At 67.4% G+C, this 17731-nt stretch carries 17 protein-coding genes; 8 read left to right on the top strand and 9 right to left on the bottom strand.

Annotated elements, in window-relative coordinates:
* Positions 1-25: 25 nt before the first annotated feature.
* On the bottom strand, positions 26-2029 hold the full coding sequence (locus tag BGO20_RS00320) for a thioredoxin domain-containing protein (protein WP_291665180.1): 2004 nt from the start codon (positions 2027-2029) through the stop codon (positions 26-28).
* Positions 2030-2061: 32 nt separating this feature from the next.
* On the opposite strand from BGO20_RS00320, the gene mnmE reads away from it, so the two are divergent.
* The 5 genes from mnmE to BGO20_RS00345 all read left to right on the top strand — a co-directional run bounded on the left by mnmE (position 2062) and on the right by BGO20_RS00345 (position 7717).
* Complete coding sequence (mnmE, locus tag BGO20_RS00325) at positions 2062-3375, top strand: tRNA uridine-5-carboxymethylaminomethyl(34) synthesis GTPase MnmE (protein ID WP_291665178.1); 1314 nt, start codon at positions 2062-2064, stop codon at positions 3373-3375.
* A gap of 66 nt (positions 3376-3441) precedes the next feature.
* Positions 3442-5328 (top strand): tRNA uridine-5-carboxymethylaminomethyl(34) synthesis enzyme MnmG, encoded by a 1887-nt coding sequence (mnmG, locus tag BGO20_RS00330; RefSeq protein WP_291665176.1) that lies wholly within the window; start codon positions 3442-3444, stop codon positions 5326-5328.
* Positions 5329-5396: 68 nt separating this feature from the next.
* The gene (gene rsmG, locus BGO20_RS00335; RefSeq protein WP_291665173.1) at positions 5397-5972 is read left to right on the top strand and encodes a 16S rRNA (guanine(527)-N(7))-methyltransferase RsmG; all 576 of its coding nucleotides are present in this window, start codon (positions 5397-5399) and stop codon (positions 5970-5972) included.
* Positions 5969-6799, top strand: a complete 831-nt coding sequence (locus tag BGO20_RS00340) for a ParA family protein (RefSeq protein WP_291665171.1) — start codon at positions 5969-5971, stop codon at positions 6797-6799. The genes rsmG and BGO20_RS00340 overlap by 4 nt, the downstream gene beginning before the upstream one ends.
* Before the next feature lie 36 nt (positions 6800-6835).
* Positions 6836-7717: a ParB/RepB/Spo0J family partition protein gene (locus tag BGO20_RS00345; protein ID WP_291665169.1), complete on the top strand. Its 882-nt coding sequence runs from the start codon at positions 6836-6838 to the stop codon at positions 7715-7717.
* Between the two features lie 6 nt (positions 7718-7723).
* On the opposite strand, the gene holA is transcribed toward BGO20_RS00345, so the two are convergent.
* From holA to leuS, 3 genes are read right to left on the bottom strand one after another with little or no spacing between them, the layout of a single operon-like run.
* Positions 7724-8752, bottom strand: coding sequence for a DNA polymerase III subunit delta (gene holA / locus BGO20_RS00350; RefSeq protein WP_291665168.1), 1029 nt, complete (start codon positions 8750-8752; stop codon positions 7724-7726).
* Positions 8753-8759: 7 nt separating this feature from the next.
* On the bottom strand, positions 8760-9311 hold the full coding sequence (locus BGO20_RS00355; RefSeq protein ID WP_291665167.1) for an LPS assembly lipoprotein LptE: 552 nt from the start codon (positions 9309-9311) through the stop codon (positions 8760-8762).
* Complete coding sequence (gene leuS / locus BGO20_RS00360; RefSeq protein WP_291665166.1) at positions 9298-11922, bottom strand: leucine--tRNA ligase; 2625 nt, start codon at positions 11920-11922, stop codon at positions 9298-9300. Before leuS ends, BGO20_RS00355 begins: the two co-directional genes overlap by 14 nt.
* A gap of 153 nt (positions 11923-12075) precedes the next feature.
* On the opposite strand from leuS, the gene BGO20_RS00365 reads away from it, so the two are divergent.
* The gene (locus BGO20_RS00365) at positions 12076-12741 is read left to right on the top strand and encodes a YggS family pyridoxal phosphate-dependent enzyme (protein ID WP_291665164.1); all 666 of its coding nucleotides are present in this window, start codon (positions 12076-12078) and stop codon (positions 12739-12741) included.
* On the opposite strand, the gene BGO20_RS00370 is transcribed toward BGO20_RS00365, so the two are convergent.
* Positions 12738-13118, bottom strand: coding sequence for a glyoxalase superfamily protein (locus BGO20_RS00370; RefSeq protein ID WP_291665162.1), 381 nt, complete (start codon positions 13116-13118; stop codon positions 12738-12740). The genes BGO20_RS00365 and BGO20_RS00370 overlap by 4 nt on opposite strands.
* A 104-nt stretch (positions 13119-13222) precedes the next feature.
* Positions 13223-13789, bottom strand: a complete 567-nt coding sequence (locus tag BGO20_RS00375; RefSeq protein ID WP_291665161.1) for a L,D-transpeptidase family protein — start codon at positions 13787-13789, stop codon at positions 13223-13225.
* An 80-nt stretch (positions 13790-13869) separates the two neighbouring features.
* Between BGO20_RS00375 and BGO20_RS00380 the strand changes: the two genes are divergently transcribed.
* Together BGO20_RS00380 and BGO20_RS00385 are read left to right on the top strand one after the other, a co-directional pair.
* A complete protein-coding gene (locus tag BGO20_RS00380; RefSeq protein ID WP_291665159.1) occupies positions 13870-14556 on the top strand; it encodes a response regulator transcription factor in 687 nt (228 codons plus the stop codon).
* Positions 14557-14559: 3 nt separating this feature from the next.
* Positions 14560-15024, top strand: a complete 465-nt coding sequence (locus BGO20_RS00385; RefSeq protein ID WP_291665158.1) for a cyclic nucleotide-binding domain-containing protein — start codon at positions 14560-14562, stop codon at positions 15022-15024.
* 9 nt (positions 15025-15033) lie between these two features.
* Here BGO20_RS00385 and BGO20_RS00390 read toward each other — a convergent pair whose 3' ends face one another.
* From BGO20_RS00390 to BGO20_RS00400, 3 genes are all read right to left on the bottom strand, one after another.
* Positions 15034-15951 carry an EamA family transporter gene (locus BGO20_RS00390; protein ID WP_291665156.1) on the bottom strand — a complete coding sequence of 306 codons (918 nt, stop codon included), beginning with the start codon at positions 15949-15951 and terminating at the stop codon, positions 15034-15036.
* 116 nt (positions 15952-16067) lie between these two features.
* Positions 16068-16883, bottom strand: a complete 816-nt coding sequence (gene xth, locus BGO20_RS00395) for an exodeoxyribonuclease III (protein ID WP_291665154.1) — start codon at positions 16881-16883, stop codon at positions 16068-16070.
* 81 nt (positions 16884-16964) lie between these two features.
* Positions 16965-17731 (bottom strand): LolA family protein (locus BGO20_RS00400; protein WP_299856267.1); only part of this gene is annotated, 767 nt, incomplete at its 5' end.

Genomic DNA, 17731 nt, shown 5'->3' on the forward strand with positions numbered 1-17731 from the left:
ATCGGCGGTGCCTTCTTTTTGGATCTCAGCGGCCGGCGGCTACCGCTTCGGCCAATCGATTCGGATCCGTGACGGGCGGCAGGCAGCGGCCCTCGAAGCAGATGAAGGCGGCGCTAGGCCCGGCTTCGCGGAGCATCGCGCTGGCCGGATGCCCGGGCGCCAAGGCTGCGGCGTCCGGGCAATCGACCAGTATCGTCGCGGTAAAGCGGAGCGCGCGCGCCGCGCGGTGAAAGGCCGCCCGGTCGGGTCCCGCCAGGACGATCTCGGCGCCGTTGCGCGCCAGGTCAAAGGCATTGAGCACGGAGCCATGCGCCAGCGGAGCGCGGGCGGCGGCCCCCAGCGCCGCGGTCATGAAGCGCCTCGCCTGATCGCTGGCGGCTTCCGAGCCGGTCTTGGCTGCGATCCGCACGAGGTTCGCGGCGTGGACGCCGATGGCATTCGGCACGGCGTCGTCATGCGTAGGCCGCGGCGACACCGGTAGCGCGGCCGAGTCCGACCTGGTCATCCCGAGAAGACCGGTTCGGTCATCGCGGTAGTGCCGTTCGAGATGCGCGCCCCAGCGTCGCGCGTCGCCGAGGTAGCGCAGGTCCAGCGTGGCATCGTGCAGCGCCAGGGCGGCGTCCGTCATCGCCGCATGATCGAGCGCGAAGCCGGGTGCGATCCGCCGGCCTTGCCGATAGGAATGGGCGAGGCCCTCGCCGTCCGACATCGATTCGGCGACGAAACGGTAGGCGTTTTCCGCTAGATCGAGCCAGCGAGGCTTGTCCAGCAGAGCGGAGGCGCGCGCCAGGGCGGCAATCGCCAGGCCGTTCCAATCGGCGAGGATCTTGTCGTCGCGGCCCGGCCTGACGCGCTTTGCCCTCTCGGCGAGAAGCCGGCGCTTCATCGGCGCGAGGCGCGATGCGGCATCCTGGTCCGGATCGGGTGTATCGAGCCGGTTGAGGATGTTGGTCTCGTCCCAGTTGCCGTGCTCGGTCACGTCATAATGGCGTGCGAACAGCGCGGCGTCCTCGGCACCGAGGAGCGAGACGAGCTCGGCGAGCGACCAGACATAGTATCGCCCCTCGACGCCCTCGGAATCGGCATCGAGGCTGGCGGCGAAGGCGCCTTCCGGCAGCAGCATTTCGCGTTCGAGCCAGCCTACGATTCCCTCCGCAGCCTCGCGGGCGAGGGTGCTGCCGCTACGATTGGCTTCGAGCGCATAGAGCGCCAGCAGCTGCGCGTTGTCATAGAGCATCTTCTCGAAATGCGGCACGAGCCAGCGCTCATCGACGGCGTAGCGGGCGAAGCCGCCGCCAAGATCATCATGGATGCCACCGCGCGCCATCTGCTCCAGCGTCAGCACGGCGGCCGCGAGCGCCGGCTCGCCGGCGGGCGTCCGCGTGCCGGCTCGCCAGAGCAATTCGATCAGGCCGGTGTTCGGGAACTTCGGCGCGCCTCGCAGCCCGCCATGGCGGGCATCGAAGGCGCCGCCGATCTGCACCGCGAGATGATCGAGATCCGGCTCGCTGCCGGTGCCGAGCGGCAATTCCTCGGCACGCCGCAGCGCGCTTCGGATGGCCCCGGCATTGCCGGCAATGCGCTGCGGCTCGCGCTGGAAAATCGTCGCGATCTGGCGCAGGACGGCGATGAAGGACGGGCGGCCGTGGCGGGCCTCGGGCGGAAAATAGGTGCCGCCCCAGAAGGCATCGCCATCCGGCGTCAGGAACATTGTCAGGGGCCAGCCGCCCTGCTCGCCGAGACTGTGCAGGGCGGTCATGTAGACATGGTCGATGTCGGGGCGCTCCTCCCGATCGACCTTGATGTTCACGAAGAGCTCGTTCATGACGGCGGCCGTTGCCGGATTCTCGAAGCTCTCATGCGCCATCACATGGCACCAATGGCAGGCGGCATAGCCGACCGAGAGCAGAACGGGGCGGTTGCTGCGTTTCGCCTCGGCGAAGGCCTCCGGACTCCATTCCCACCAGTCGACGGGGTTGTCGCGATGCTGGAGCAGATAGGGGCTGGCGGCTCCGGAGAGGCGGTTCATCGGACGCTCCTTCCCGGCGCCGGAGTGGCGCCATGATCGATCGGACGCACCAGCCTACCATCGTCGCGGTCTCGTCGGCACCCGGCCGGGCGGGCGTGGCGGTCCTGCGCGTGTCGGGCCCGAAGACTCGATTCGCTCTCGAAACGACCGCCGGAGTCCTGCCCCCGCCCCGGGTGGCGACGCTGCGAACCCTCCGGGACGAGGCGGGCGACGAGATCGACAGGGGACTCGTTCTGTTCTTCCCCGGCCCTACCAGCTTCACTGGCGAGGATGTCGCGGAATTTCAGGTACATGGCTCACGCGCCGTGCTGGCGGCACTACTTCGTCGCCTGACGGCACTACCGGGAGTCAGGCTCGCCGAGGCCGGCGAGTTCACGCGCCGGGCCTTCGAGGCCGGCAAGCTCGACCTCGCCGCTGTCGAAGGCCTGGGAGACCTGATCGATTCGGAGACGGAATGGCAGCGGCGCCAGGCGCTGCGCCAGATGGAAGGCGCTCTCGGCCTTCAGGCCGGGCAATGGCGCAGCGCGCTTCTGGAAGCCATGACCTTGCTTGCCGCCGAGATCGACTTCTCCGACGAAGGGGATGTCGAGGGCCCACTACAGGAGGAAGCCCTGCAGATCGCCCAAGCGGTCCTCGGGTCGCTGCGTCAGGCGCTGGGAAGCTTCTCGATGGGGGAGCGCGTGCGCGAGGGTTTCGTGGTGGTCCTCTCCGGCCCGCCCAACGCCGGCAAGTCGAGCCTGCTGAATGCGCTGGCGCGCCGCGACGTGGCGATCGTCTCGCCCGTCGCCGGCACGACGCGCGATGCGCTCGAAGTCCGGCTCGATCTCGACGGTCTGCCGGTAATCCTGATCGACACGGCCGGGTTGCGCGAGAGCGCCGATCCGGTGGAGGCGGAGGGTGTCAGGCGCGCCCAGGCTCTTGTCGAACGCGCCGATCTCGTGCTGAGCCTGCGGGCTGTCGATTCGGACCCGTTTCGAATGCCCGCGGATGCGGCCACCCTTGCGGTGGCGACCAAGAGCGACCTCGCGGGCAGCGTGCGGCCGGATGAGCACGCCATATCCGTGGCAAATGGCCAGGGACTTGCCGAGCTGCTGTCGGCGATCGTCGCCCGGCTGCGCGGGCTGGCCCAGGGTGAGCCGGCCCTGCTGACGCGCGAACGGCACCGCGCCGCGGTCGCTGCTGCCATCGAAGCCCTCGAACGCATGGCCGCATCGCCGGGTGCCCCGAGCGAGCTATTGGCCGAGGACATCCGCCTCGCGGTGATGGCGCTCGAGCGGCTGGTCGGGCGGATCGGCGTCGAGGACGTGCTGGACACGCTCTTTGCCGGATTCTGCATCGGCAAGTAGGAGACCCTGCGGCGCATCGCGCATTCGGTGATTGACCGCTCTGCCGGGCTTCGCTAGCGAAACCCGATGTCGAGTTTCGCGCAACCCTACGATGTCATCGTCGTCGGTGGCGGCCATGCCGGCGCCGAGGCCGCCGCGGCTGCGGCGCGTTACGGCGCGCGCACGGCTCTGGTCACGCACAAGCCGGACTTCATCGGGGTCATGTCGTGCAACCCGGCGATCGGCGGGCTGGGCAAGGGCCATCTGGTTCGCGAGATCGACGCTCTCGACGGCATCATGGCGCTCGCGGCCGATCGCGGCGGCATCCAGTTCCGGATGCTCAATCGCCGCAAGGGGCCGGCGGTCCGTGGCCCCCGTGCCCAGGCGGATCGCAAGCTCTATCGGAACGCCGTGCAGGAACTGCTCCAGGCATGGCCCAATCTTGAGGTCATCGCCGGCGACGTGTTCGACGTGGAGATCAGCGAGGGCCGCGTATCGGCGGTGCTGCTGGCCGATGGACGTCGATTCGCGACCGGAACGGTCGTCGTGACGACCGGGACGTTTTTGCGCGGCCTGATTCATATCGGGGAAACCAAGATTCCGGCCGGCCGCGTGGGCGAGGCTCCCTCGCTGGGCCTGTCGGCGACACTGGAGCGGCACGGCTTTCCGCTCGGTCGGCTCAAGACCGGGACGCCTCCCCGGCTCGACGGTCGGACCATCGACTGGGCGGCGCTGGAGATGCAGCCGGGCGACACGCCGCCGGAGCCGTTCTCGGCTCTGACCAGCCAGATCAAGAATCCGCAGATATGCTGCGGCATCACGCGCACGACCTCGGCGGGACATGACCTGATTCGCGCCAATCTTCACCGCGCGCCGATGTTTTCGGGGCAGATCGAGGGCCGTGGCCCGCGCTATTGCCCATCGATCGAAGACAAGGTCGGCCGGTTCGGCGACCGCGACGGCCACCAGATCTTTCTCGAGCCCGAGGGGCTCGACGACGACACGGTCTATCCGAACGGGATCTCGACCTCCTTGCCGGAGGATGTGCAAAGCGGCCTGCTCAAGACCATTCCGGGACTGGAACGAGCGACTATGCTGCGTCCCGGTTACGCCATCGAGTATGATTTCGTCGATCCGCGCGCCTTGCAGAACACGCTCGAGACCCGCGCGATTGCCGGGCTCTTCCTGGCTGGCCAGATCAACGGCACCACCGGCTATGAGGAGGCGGCGGCTCAGGGCCTGCTCGCCGGGCTCAATGCGGCGCGGCTGGCGGGAGGCGCGGCGCCTGTCGTGTTCGACAGGGCGCGGTCCTATATCGGCGTTCTCGTCGATGACCTGGTGACCCATGGCGTTACGGAGCCGTATCGAATGTTCACCTCCCGCGCCGAATTCCGGCTATCGTTGCGGGTCGACAACGCCGATGAGCGCCTGACCATGCTCGGCACGGAGCTCGGCGTGGTTGGATCGGCGCGACTTGTGGCATTCCAGGCGCGCCAACAAGAGATCGAGAGCCTGAAGGCCGAACTCCAGGCTCTCGCCCTGACGCCCCAGCAGGCCGAGCGCGGTGGTTTGCAGCTCAATCGGGACGGGCTGCGGCGCAGCGCCTACCAGATTCTGTCCTATCCCGATGTCACGTTCGAACAGCTGGCAGCGATCTGGCCGCAATTGCGGGCATATTCTCCGGCGGTGATCGATCGCGTGAGCGCCGACGCGGTCTATGCCGTCTATCTCGATCGACAGGCGGCGGAGATCGAGGCCTATCGGCGGGACCAGGCGTTGAAGGTGCCGGCCGATCTCGATCTGGACGGCATCTCCGGCCTGTCGAACGAGCTCAAGGCCAAGTTGGCCGCGGCGCGCCCCGCCGACTTGGCCCAGGCGGGGAAGATCGAGGGCATGACTCCGGCGGCGCTGACCTTGCTCGCGGCCCATGCCCGAAAAGGGCGCGCGGCACAGTTGTCCACAGGTCTCGCGTGACTGTTGATAAAGGCGACCGCCAGAACGCTTTGCGCTTGACGCCTGTTTCACGTGAAACAGAGGAACGGTTGGGCGTTCTGGTCGCCGAGCTGGAACGCTGGCAGGCGGCCAAGAATCTGGTGTCCTCGGCGACACTGGCCGATGTCTGGACACGCCACATCGCCGATTCGATCCAGATTTTCAATCTGGCGCCAGAGCGCAAGCGTTGGCTCGACCTCGGCTCGGGCGGCGGCTTTCCGGGTCTGGTCATCGGCATCTGCCTCGCCGAACGAGGTGAAGGCCAGATCGACCTGGTGGAAAGCAATGCGCGCAAATGCGCCTTCTTGCGGCATGCGGCACGGGTCACCGGGGCGCGCGTCAAGGTCCATGCGGCGCGGATCGAGGAGATCGTCGGGAGCTTTGCCGGCGCTGTCGATGTCGTGACGGCGCGGGCCCTCGCCCCGCTCCCCCAGTTGCTCGCCTGGTGCGAAGAGCTGTTGAGAACTGGCGCGCTCGGCCTCTTTCCCAAGGGACAACATCTAGATACGGAATTGACCGACTCGGCCAGATATTGGAAGATTCAAGCAACAACCGTTTCTTCCGTGACTGACGACGCCGGGCGCATCCTGATGGTCCGCTCGGCCGAGAGACGAGCCGATCCATGACAGACGTCATCCCCTTGTCCGCGCCGCGCCGCCCGCGCGTGATCGCGCTTGCCAACCAGAAGGGCGGCGTGGGCAAAACCACCACCGCGATCAATCTCGGAACGGCGCTCGCGGCGATCGGCGAGAAGGTGCTGATCGTCGATCTCGATCCGCAGGGCAACGCCTCGACCGGGCTCGGGGTCGATCGCCGCAGCCGAAAATCCTCGACCTATGACGTACTTTGCGGCGATGTCGGGCTGGGGCAGGCCTTGCAGCCCACCGCTGTGCCCGGGCTCTCCCTGGCGCCGTCGACGCTCGATCTGCTGGGCGTCGAGCTCGAGATCGCCTCGGCAAAGGATCGGGCGCACCGCCTGAAGAACGCGATCGACGAGCTGATCTACGATCAGCGCTGCCAGGATCTCACTTATGTGTTGATCGACTGCCCGCCCTCGCTCAGCCTGATCACGATCAATGCCATGACGGCTGCCGATGCGGTGCTGGTGCCGCTGCAATGCGAGTTCTTCGCCCTGGAAGGCCTGAGTCAGCTGCTGAAGACCGTGGAGCAGGTTCGGGCTGGCCTCAATCCGCGCCTGATCATCCAGGGCGTCGTGCTGACGATGTTCGATCCGCGCAACAATCTTTCCGGCCAGGTCATGGCTGATGTGAAGAATTTCCTTGGCGACAAGGTTTATGAGACCGTGATCCCAAGGAATGTGCGGATCTCGGAGGCGCCGTCCTATGGCAAGCCGGCCTTGCTCTATGACCTGCGCTGCTCCGGCTCGCAGGCCTATCTGCGGCTGGCATCCGAAGTAATCAAGCGCGAGCGCGCGCTGCGTGCCGCGGCCTAGCCCGTCAAAAAGAGCAGAGGTTTACGAGGAATGGCGATGGCCGAAGAACAGGGGCGTTCCCGCCTTGGCCGCGGTCTGGCGGCGTTGATCGGCGACGTCGGCGAGGAAATCGGGGCGATCGAGCGTGCGCGCGGCCAGCGGCGGGTTCCGGTCGAGTTCCTGCGGCCGAGCGCCCGCAATCCGCGGCGCAGCTTCGTCGAGGAGGATCTCGACGATCTGACCGCGTCGATCCGCGAGCGCGGCATCCTCCAGCCGATCATCGTGCGCTCGATCGCCGGAATGCTCGACGCCTATGAGATCATAGCCGGCGAGCGCCGCTGGCGCGCTGCACAGCGCGCAGAGCTGCATGACGTGCCGGTGATCCTGGTCGAGGCCGACGACCGCGAGGCACTCGAAATTGCGATCGTCGAGAACGTCCAGCGCACCGACCTCAATCCCATGGAAGAGGCGGCGGGGTACGAGCGCCTGATCGCAGAGTTCAACTATACCCAGAACGACCTCGCCCGCGTGATCGGCAAGAGCCGCAGCCATGTCGCCAATACACTGCGCCTGTCGAAGCTGCCGGAGCCGGTTCGCAGGATGGTGAGCGAAGGGGCGGTATCGGCCGGCCATGCCCGTGCGCTGCTGTCGGTTTCGGATCCGGAACTGATGGCGAAGAAGATTGTGGCCGAAGGCATGAGCGTCCGCGACATCGAGCGGGTCGTGCAGGAAGAGGCGCGCGGAGAGACCAAGAGCGCGGTTCCCGCAAAGCCAAGGCCGGAGAAGGACCCGGATACCCGGGCGCTGGAGAAGGCTCTGGAAGAGGCGCTGGGCCTGTCTACGACCATTTCGCACCGGCAGAACGGCGCCGGCGAGGTCAGGATTGCCTACAAGACGCTCGAGCAGCTCGATGCGCTCTGTCGCCGCCTGAAGGCCTGAGCCGAATCAGTCGCTTCGGCCGCTTCGGGCGAGCCTCGCGAGGGTCCACAAGGAGCGGGTCGCGGTGGCGCGGCCCGTTTCGGCGTTCTGGCGCGTGGCGAGGACGGCCGCGCCGAGCAGGCCGACAGCCTCCGTCAACCTGGCGGTGCTCCAGGCGCCCAGCGCCGCTTCCGTCGTCGCGATGCGAGGATAGGGCAGTCGCATCGTCCCGACGACGTCCTTGACGCTGCGCCCGGCATCGACGCTCTGTCTGGCCTTGAGCAGGGCCAGCGCCTGCCGCAGCACCGCGCCCAGCATCACGCCCGGATCGAGTCCCTCGCCGGCGAGCTTGGCCTGCGCCAGATCGAGGACGGGCAATCTGCCGGCGAAGACGGCGTCGACCAGCATCGCCTGCTCGCGCTGGGCGGTATCGCCGACGATGGCCTCGATATGGCTTTCGGTCACCGCGGGATCGTCGCCGAGATAGAGCAGGAGCTTCTCGATCTCGCGCCGCGACGTCTGGCGGTCGCCGCCGAGCAGGCTGGCGAGATGCTCACGGGCGTTGCGATCGATGGATTTTCCGGCCGCGCGGACCATCTCGTCGATGATCGAGCCGAGATCACGCGCGGCGTCGCCATAACAGGGCACGGCGAGCGCGCTTTTGGCCCGCTCGCAGGCGGTGCGCAGCGGATTGCTGCGCTGAAGATCGCCGGCCTCGATGATGACGAGGGCATCCTGCGAGGGCGCGGTCAGCAGCGGCTCGATCGCGGCGATGAGCGGCTTTCCCGTCGCCGAGACGCGGATCGCCCGCCGGCCACCGAACAGGCCGATCGTATTGGCTTCGTCGACCAGCTTCAGCGGGTCGGCGGCTATCGCGTCGCCATCCATGCGGATGAGCTGGAAGGCATCGTCGGGATCGTCGACGCTCTTGCGTGCGAGCGTGGCGGCCCTCTCCGCGACGAGCCCCGTATCGGGACCGTAGAACAGGATCAGGCGCCAGGCCGGATCCAGGCGGGCGAGCGTCCGGTCGGCCTCGTGCGCCTTGATCGCAACCATGGCGGGATCAGGATGTCAGGTCGGCCGCGATCTGCCCGCGGATCAGGCTGGCGAGGTTCTTCGCGGCTCGGATCTGGGCGTCGCGCGCGGCGCGAACCGTCGCGAAGCGCTGCGACGAACGCTCATAGGGCTCGCGGACGGAATTGGTGCCGGAGGAGACGATCTCGCCGGTGCCGTTGCGGGTCACCTTCCAGGTCGCAGTGGCGACGAGAATGGCCGAGTCGGCGCGGCCATTGGCATAATCGACGGTGACCACCTCGACGGACTCGGCGAGGGAGGCGTCGAACTTCAACGTCTTCGGCGCGTCCGGCTCGTTGCCGCCGTCGAACTCGAAGACCAGCTCGTTGCGCAGGTAATGGCCCATCAGGCCCTTGATCTCGGGGAACTCGATGCTGCGCAGCGCCGTCCTGACGCTGCCGCCGACGGTGCTCGCCGTGGATTCGGCGTAGAGCGGCCGGAAGCAGCCGCCCGCCAGAGCCGCAACGCCGAGCGCCGCAACCAGCGCGAGGCTCCGGCGTGTCGGCCCGGCGTCCCGCCCCGCAATCTCAGACGACGACATTCACGATTCTCCCCGGAACCACGATGATCTTGCGGATGGCGCGCCCTTCCAGGGCCCGCTGCACGGCATCGCTCGCGCGCACCGCCGCCTCGACCGTCACCGTATCGGCATCGGCCGGAACAGTCACCTCCGCCCGCTTCTTGCCGTTGAGCTGGACGGGCAGGGTGATGGCGTCGTCCTTCAGCAGTGCGGCCTCGGCGACGGGCCATGGCGCCTCTCCCACGAGGCCTGGCTGGCCCAGCGCCTGCCAGGATTCCTCCGCCAGATGCGGCATCATCGGCGCGACAAGCTGGGTGACGATCGCAGCAGCCTCGAGAAGGGCGAAGGCGGTATCGGGGTCGAGCGCCGGCTTTTCCGCAGCCGCGTCGAGCGTTTTGCCGATGGCGTTGGTCAATGTGTAGACATGGGCGATGCAGCGGTTGAAGGCGAGGCGCTCGATATCGGCGCCGACGGCGTCGAGCGCACGATGGCTCGCCTTGCGCAGTGTCAGGGCCGCTTCGCCGATCTGGGCCGGCTTCTCGGCCTTGCGGCCGGTGCGCTCGGCGATCTCGCCGATCAGGCGCCACAGGCGCTGCACGAAGCGGGCAGCGCCCTGGACGCCCTCATCGGTCCAGATCACGTCCCGATCCGGCGGTGAATCCGAGAGCATGAACCAGCGCGCGGTGTCGGCGCCGTAGGAGGCGATGATGTCGTCGGGGTCCACGACGTTCTTCTTGGACTTCGACATCTTCTCGATCGGGCCGATCTCGATCGGAGCGCCGGTGTCGACGTCGAAGCCGCGACGGTCGTTGCCGGAAACCTCGATGCGGACATTGCCGGGCTCGACCCAGTCGCCATTGGCGGCGCGATAGGTCTCATGCACCACCATGCCCTGGGTAAACATGCCGGCGAAGGGTTCGTCCAGCCCGACATGGCCGGTCTTCTTCATCGCGCGGGTGAAGAAGCGCGAGTAGAGCAGGTGCAGGATCGCGTGCTCGACGCCGCCGATATACTGGTCGACCGGCAGGAAGCGGTCGACGGCCTTGCGGTCGGTCGGGCTCTCCGTCCGCCAGGGATCGGTGAAGCGGGCGAAATACCAGGACGAATCGACGAAGGTGTCCATCGTATCCGTCTCGCGGCGGGCATCCCTGCCGCATTGCGGGCAGGCGACATGCTTCCAGCTCGGATGATGGTCGAGCGGATTGCCGGGCTTGTCGAAGGAGACGTCGTCCGGCAGCTTCACCGGCAGATCGGCATCGGGAACCGGTACCGTTCCGCAGGCGGAACAATGGATGACCGGGATCGGACAGCCCCAGTAGCGCTGGCGCGAAATGCCCCAGTCGCGCAGGCGGAAATTGACCTTGCGCTGGCCGATCGGCCGGTTGCCGCGGGTCTCGCTCTCGAGGCGGCGCGCAACCTCCTCCTTGGCCTCGGCGATGGTCATACCGTCGAGGAATCGGGAATTGATCATGCGGCCATCGCCGTCATAGGCGGTGTCGGTGATGACGAAGCTTGCCGGATCGGTGCCTTCCGGCGCGACCACCGGGGTATTGCCCAGGCCATACTTGTTGACGAAGTCGAGGTCGCGCTGGTCGTGGGCCGGGCAGCCGAAGATGGCGCCGGTGCCGTATTCCATCAGAACGAAGTTGGCGACGTAGACCGGCAGGGTCCAGTTCGGATCGAGCGGATGCACGGCGCGCAGGCCGGTGTCGAAGCCAAGCTTCTCGGCCTTGTCGATCGCCTCTTGCGCCGTGCCGGTGCGCTTGCATTCCTCGATGAAGGCCTGCAGCGACGGGCTCTTCGCCGCGATCGACTTGGCGATCGGGTGATCGGGCGCGATGGCGACGAATTTTGCGCCGAACAGAGTATCGGGGCGGGTCGTGTAAACCTCGACCTCGTCCTGACCGGCCTTGTTCGATTCGAGGGCGAAACGAACCAGCAGGCCCTCCGAGCGGCCGATCCAGTTCCTCTGCATCAGCCGGACCTTCTCGGGCCAGCGGGTCAGGCCGTCGAGGGCGTCGTTCAGCTCCTGGCCATACTCGGTGATCTTGAAGAACCACTGGGTCAGTTCACGGATCTCGACCGGCGCGCCGGAGCGCCAGCCGCGGCCGTCGATGACCTGCTCGTTCGCCAGCACTGTCTCGTCGACCGGGTCCCAGTTGACCTTGGCGGTCTTGCGGTCGACCAGCCCGGCCTTCAGGAAATCCAGGAACATCTTCTGCTGGTGGCGATAGTAGCTGGGGTCGCAAGTCGCGAGCTCGCGGCTCCAGTCGAGCGACAGGCCCATCGACTTGAGCTGCTTGCGCATCGTCGCGATGTTCTCATAGGTCCAGTCGCGCGGATGGACCTTCTTCTGCTTGGCGGCGTTCTCGGCCGGCAGGCCGAACGCATCCCAGCCCATCGGATGCAGCACCGAGAAGCCCTTGGCGCGCTTGTAGCGCGCGACCACGTCGCCCATCGCGTAGTTGCGGACATGGCCCATATGGATGCGCCCCGAGGGATAGGGGAACATCTCGAGCACGTAATAGCTCGGCCGCGTGTCGTCGTTTCGCGTCTCGAAAAGCTTGCGCTCTTCCCAGACGGCGCGCCATTTCGGCTCGGATTCCTTCGGATTATAGCGTTCGACGGCCATGTCAGCGGGCAATTCTTGGCGGTTTGCCGGCTCCCGGAGGCAGGCCGGCGCAGGGGCTGAATGCAAAAACCGGATGTTGGAATCTTGCAACCTGCTCTAGGACACCATTGCGCGCACGCGGTCAACGGCGTGCAGGGCATGAGAGGCTGGCAGATGAGCGATACGGTTACGCGTTTGGCTGGGATCAGGACGGCGATCGGCCGCGCAGAGCGCGACTTCGGGCGTGAAGCCGGCTCGGTCGCGCTGGTCGCGGTGTCCAAGACCAAGCCGGCCGAGCAGATCACGGAGGTCCTGGAAGCGGGCCAACGCATCTTCGGCGAGAACTATGTGCAGGAAGCCAAGGCGAAGTGGCCGGCCTTGAAGCAGCGCTTCCCGGATGCCGAATTGCACATGATCGGCCCGCTGCAATCGAACAAGGCGCGCGAGGCGGTGGAGCTCTTCGACGTCATCCAGTCGCTCGACCGCGAGAGCCTCGCGAAGGAGCTGGCGCGCGAGATCGCCAGGGCCGGCAAGACGCCGCGGCTCTTCGTCCAGGTCAATACCGGCGAGGAAGCACAGAAGGGCGGCGTCATGCCCGGCGATGCCGATGCCTTCATCGGTCGCTGCCGCGCGGTTCACGGTCTCGCGATCGAAGGCCTGATGTGCATTCCGCCGGCCGACGAGCCGCCCTCGCCGCATTTCGGGCTGCTCGCCAAGATCGCCGCCCGCAACGGGTTGAAGGGCCTGTCGATGGGCATGAGCGCCGACTACGAGGCGGCGATCCAGCTCGGCGCGACGCATGTCCGCGTCGGCAGCGCGATCTTCGGGGCGCGGGACTAGGCCTTCAAGGGCTCGCCGACATCGATACGGTTGCCGTCGTGGTCCTCGAAGACGAAGGCGCGCAGGCCGTAATCCTTGTCACGCAGGCCCTTGACGATCCGCAGGCCACGCTCGCGGATCACGGCATGCACCGCGTCGATATCCTCGACCATCATATGCGCCACGTTGAAGGGCTCGGCCTCGTGGCCGGGCTGGAGCGTCAGGTGCAGTTCGGCGGAGTCGCGCTTCAGGATCATGAAGCCGACGGGACTGCCGTTCTCGAACGCTTTCCGGAAGCCGAGGGCGCCGATATAGAAATCGCAAGCGCGGGCCATGTCGGCCACCGGCAGCACGGCGGCGATCCGCCCGAAGCGGAACGAGGAAACCGAATCAGTCATCGCAAATCTCTGGCTGGGACGGCGCCGCGTCGCGGGACGGTGCCCGGGAGCGCGGCAGCCTGACCCGAAGATATGATCGAGACGGTGCCCGCACCTGCCGTAGCTCACCTCACCACGATCCGGCATTGGCGCGCCAGCCGCGGCAGCAGCTTGGCGAAGACGTGCCCCTCGACGGCGACACAGCCTGCGGTCGGCGTGAAGCCAGGGCGGGCGAGGTGCCAGAAGATCGCGCTGCCCCGCCCGCGAATCACCGGCCGGTCGTTCCAGCCGAGTTCGACGATGACGTCGTAGAGGTGATCGTCGCGCTGCAGCCGCTCCTCGGCCTCGCCCGGCGGACGGTCGATCAGGCGGTTGTAGCGGCGATCGTTCTGGTCGTCGCACCAGGCGTCGCGTGGGCCGATCCGCCTGAGCGGCAGCAGCGTGCGCGGGCGTGAGAGCCGGTCGGCCCGGTAGAAGACCCTGCGCAAAGGCAGATCGAAACGCGGCGTGCGGCCGTCGCCCTCGCGCTTGACGGTGCCGATGCCGGAGCGGCCGAGCGCGCAGGGAAACACCGCGCCGCCGGCGACGAGGAAGCCCTTGCGCCGGTCATGGACCGAGGCGAAGACACGCAGAGACGAGAGATTGCGTGGGCGGAAGCCCTGGCGCAGGGCGGTGATTTCACGGTTTCTCACGGGGATTCCGGAATGCGTGACTTGCGATGACGACTGGGGCGGCTCATGTTGCCCTCTTCCTGCGTTCGAGCGAACAGCCCATGTCCGTCGTCCATCATATTCTCCTGGTCGATGACGACCAGACCCTTCGCGATGCCCTCGCCGAGCAGCTGGCGCTCTACGACGAGTTCCGGCTGTCCACGGCCGGGAACGCGACCGACGCGGTGAAGGCGGCGCAGGGCGAGCGGATCGACCTCGTGGTGATGGATGTCGGGCTGCCGGACATGGACGGGCGCGAGGCCGTCAAGCTGATGCGCAAGAACGGCTTCAAGAGCCCGGTGGTGATGCTGACCGCGCAGAGCTCTGACGCCGATACCGTGCTGGGCCTCGAGGCCGGCGCCAATGATTATGTGGTCAAGCCGTTCAAGTTCGCGGTGCTGCTGGCGCGGATCCGGGCGCATCTCAGGCAGTACGAGGCGAGCGAGGACGCGATCTTTCAGGTCGGCCCCTACACCTTCCACCCCGGATCGAAGCTTCTCGTCAGCGAGAAGGGCTCGAAGACCAAGCTCACCGAGAAGGAGACGGCGATCCTGCGCTTCCTCTACCGTGCCGGCCGCAAGCCGATCGCGCGAGAGGTGCTGCTGCAGGAGGTCTGGGGCTACAACAGCCAGGTCACGACCCATACGCTCGAGACCCATATCTACCGGCTGCGCCAGAAGATCGAGCCCGATCCGGGCAATGCCCGCCTCCTCGTGACCGATGCCGGCGGCTACCGGCTGAATCCCTGACGGATGGCGCTCGACGACGACATGGCCCTGCTGGCCCGGCAGCCGCTGTTGAGCCTGATGGAGCGCGATGCACTCAGGTTGCTCGCCTTTGCGGCCGAGAGCCGCATCCTGCGGGCGGGCGACGTGCTGTTCCGCGCCGGCGAACCCTCGGACGGTGCCGTGCTGGTGGTGTCCGGCGCGGTGGCGCTGACGGCGCAGGACGATGGCCAGCCCGCGAGCGAGATCGCGGGGCCGGGAGCGATGATCGGCGAGCTTGCCCTGTTCACCTCGGTGCCGCGGCAGGTCACCGCGATCGCCCGCGAGCCGACGCAGGTGATGCGGCTTCCGCGCAGCGTGATGCGCCGCGTCCTCGGCGAATCACCGGATTCAGCCGAGGCGATCGCGCAGGCGATCGGGGACAGGCTGAGGGGCTTCGTCGGCGAGCTGTCGATCGTCGAGCAGGCGCTCGGCGCGATCGATCGGAAATAGCAGCTCCGTTCAGGACGAGGGCGGGTGCCGCGCCGCGCGGATCGCGGCGAAGCGCGGCCAGAGGATATTGATGCACAGGCCGGACATCACGAGCCCGGCAGCGGCGAACTTCCAGCCAGGCAGCGGCTCGCCCAGCCAGAGCGCGGCGGCGCCCATGCCGAAGACCGGGACGAGCAGCGCCGTCGGTGCGACGGTTGCGGCCGCATAGCGCGAGAGCAGCCAGCCCCAGACGGCATAGCCGAACATGACGTTGCCGACCGCCTGCCAGATCGCCGCCGCCCAGGCGGCGGCCGGGGCATGGACGAGGCCGTCGCGGATCGCCGGCCAGCCTTCGATCAGCCAGGACAGCGCGACCAGCGGCGGGATCGCAAAGAGGCTGGTCCAGACCACATAGGCGAGCATGTCGACCTTGGGCGTGCTGCGCGCGACGATATTGCCGGCAGCCCAGCACAAGGCGGCGCCGAGCACGAGCACGATGCCGAGCGGCGTCGTCGAGCCGTCGGTGTGCCAGAGGATGACGCCGATGCCGATGCCGGCCAGAGCAAGTCCGGCGAACTGGAAGGGCTGCACGCGCTCATGCGTGATCGCGGCCGCCAGCAGGATGGTGAAGAAGGGCTGCGACTGCACCACGAGCGAGGCGAGGCCCGGCGCGATATAGCCCTTGATCGCGAAGAAGAGCAGGCCGAACTGGCCGGCGCCGATCAGGACGCCATAGGCGGCGAGCTTGCTCCACGGCACATCCGGGCGCTTCAGGAAGAAGACCGCCGGCAGGAGCGCGAAGGTGAAGCGCAGCGCCGCGAAGAGCAGCGGCGGGAAGTGCTCGACGCCGATATGGATGACGACGAAATTCGTGCCCCAGACCACCATGACGGCCAGCGTGAGCAGCGCGTCGCGGAAGGAGAGCGTTGTCGGGAGGGCTGGCTGCACGGGACTGGCTTCGCCTGAGGTTTCGCGCAGCCAATATCACGCGGGTCGGCCCGACGGTTAGGGCTGCCCGGCATGGCCGAGGGGCCGGTGCGGCATGGAGCCCCACCCGGCTTCAGTCAGAGCTCCAGCTTCACCGTGACCGGGACGTGGTCGGAGGGGCGCTCCCAGCCACGCGCCTCGCGCAGGAAGGCAAGGTCGCGCAGCGCGGGCTTCAGCCCGTCCGAGAGCCAGATATGGTCGAGCCGGCGGCCGCGATCGGAGGCGGCCCAGTCCTGCGCGCGGTAGCTCCACCAGGAGTAGAGCTTCTCGGGCTCCGGCCGCAGGGTGCGGGCCGCATCGGTCCAGCCGAGCTCGCTGCGCAGCTTCTCCAGCGTCGTCGTCTCGATCGGCGTGTGGCTGACGACGTCGAGGAGCTGCTTGTGGCTCCAGACGTCGTGCTCGTAGGGGGCGATGTTGAGGTCGCCGACCAGGATCGCCGGCCGGTCAGCCGGCTTCTTCGCGATGCCCCAGGCGCCGATCTCGTCGAGGAAGGCGAGCTTGTGGGCGAACTTGTCGTTCCTGGCGGGGTCGGGAACGTCGCCGCCGGCGGGAATATAGAAATTGTGGATCGCGATGCCGGCGGCGGCGCCGGCCGCCTGGTCGAGCGTCACCGTCATGTGCCGGGCGTCGTTGCGCCCGCACATCGACATCGCCTCCTTCTCGCTGAAGGGCAATTTCGAGAGGATGGCGACGCCGTTATAGCCCTTCTGGCCGATGAAGGCCTGGTGGACATAGCCGAGCTGGTGGAAAGCCTTGGCCGGGAACTGCTCGTCCGGCGTCTTGGTCTCCTGCAGGCAGAGGACGTCGGGCGCATAGCGGGTGAGAAACTCGCCGACCATGCCGATGCGCAGGCGGACGGAATTGATGTTCCAGCTCGTGACGGTGAGTTGCACGCGAAGATTCCGGCAAAGAGGGAGGCCGGAAACTGGGTCGTCGCATCATAAAAGGCAAGCCGTTTCGGCCCGCCTGCCGGTTCAGAGCGTGCGCTGGTAGTCGATCACGAAATTCTTCGGGTCGGCGCGGCGCTGCAGGCTGAGATTGTAGAGCGAAACCGCGGTCTCGTAACCTTGCGGGTCGACCACGACCCACTGCCGCAGCTCGTTGGCGGCGAGATCGAACTTCAGCGTGATCTTCGAGGTGCCGCCGAGCGTCGAGCGATCCTCGATCCGCACAGACAGGATGTCGCCGTCGACGCTGGCGCCGGTGATCGTTCCCTCGCGGCTCAGATCCATCTTCTCGCGCAGCAGGAATTTCAGCGGGGTCTGGCCGATCGAATAGACGTCCTGCGTTCCCAGGCGCTTGTCGCGCACGGCGACCGAGGTGCCGTCGGCGATCACCTCGGTCGTCGCCGGCGGCTCGTATTCGAAGCGCATCTTGCCGGGGCGCTGGATATAGACGCGGCCCTCCAGGCGCTTCCCGTTATTGGCGAACTGGATGAAGTTGCCCTGAAGCGTGGTGAAGCTGTTGAGATAGGCGTTGAGCCGCTCGATCGCCTCTTCCTGCGTCGCAGGCGGCGGGAGCTTCGTCTTGGCCGGCGTCGCAACCGGCTTCGCAGCCTCGGGCCTGGGGGCCTGCGCCACGGGGGCGGGGTTCGCCGCGGCTGCCGGGGCAGCGGCGGGCGCGGGCGAGGCTTCGTTGGAGGCCGTGCGCGCCAGGCCCAGCCCCGCCGGCCGAGTGGGCGGAAGGGGAATCGGGCGTGCTGCGGCAGGCTTGGCCGTCACGGGCTTCGGCGGCTGCAGCT

Origin of the sequence: Allobosea sp. 67-29, from assembly GCF_001898115.1 — a bacterium.
Taxonomy (GTDB): domain Bacteria; phylum Pseudomonadota; class Alphaproteobacteria; order Rhizobiales; family Beijerinckiaceae; genus Allobosea.

Coding starts and splice junctions, on each gene's coding strand:
- BGO20_RS00320 (WP_291665180.1), bottom strand. CDS start 2,029: ATGAACCGCCTCTCCGGAGCCGCCAGCCCCTATCTGCTCCAGCATCGC.
- mnmE (WP_291665178.1), top strand. CDS start 2,062: ATGATCGATCGGACGCACCAGCCTACCATCGTCGCGGTCTCGTCGGCA.
- mnmG (WP_291665176.1), top strand. CDS start 3,442: ATGTCGAGTTTCGCGCAACCCTACGATGTCATCGTCGTCGGTGGCGGC.
- BGO20_RS00340 (WP_291665171.1), top strand. CDS start 5,969: ATGACAGACGTCATCCCCTTGTCCGCGCCGCGCCGCCCGCGCGTGATC.
- BGO20_RS00345 (WP_291665169.1), top strand. CDS start 6,836: ATGGCCGAAGAACAGGGGCGTTCCCGCCTTGGCCGCGGTCTGGCGGCG.
- holA (WP_291665168.1), bottom strand. CDS start 8,752: ATGGTTGCGATCAAGGCGCACGAGGCCGACCGGACGCTCGCCCGCCTG.
- BGO20_RS00355 (WP_291665167.1), bottom strand. CDS start 9,311: ATGTCGTCGTCTGAGATTGCGGGGCGGGACGCCGGGCCGACACGCCGG.
- leuS (WP_291665166.1), bottom strand. CDS start 11,922: ATGGCCGTCGAACGCTATAATCCGAAGGAATCCGAGCCGAAATGGCGC.
- BGO20_RS00365 (WP_291665164.1), top strand. CDS start 12,076: ATGAGCGATACGGTTACGCGTTTGGCTGGGATCAGGACGGCGATCGGC.
- BGO20_RS00370 (WP_291665162.1), bottom strand. CDS start 13,118: ATGACTGATTCGGTTTCCTCGTTCCGCTTCGGGCGGATCGCCGCCGTG.
- BGO20_RS00380 (WP_291665159.1), top strand. CDS start 13,870: ATGTCCGTCGTCCATCATATTCTCCTGGTCGATGACGACCAGACCCTT.
- BGO20_RS00385 (WP_291665158.1), top strand. CDS start 14,560: ATGGCGCTCGACGACGACATGGCCCTGCTGGCCCGGCAGCCGCTGTTG.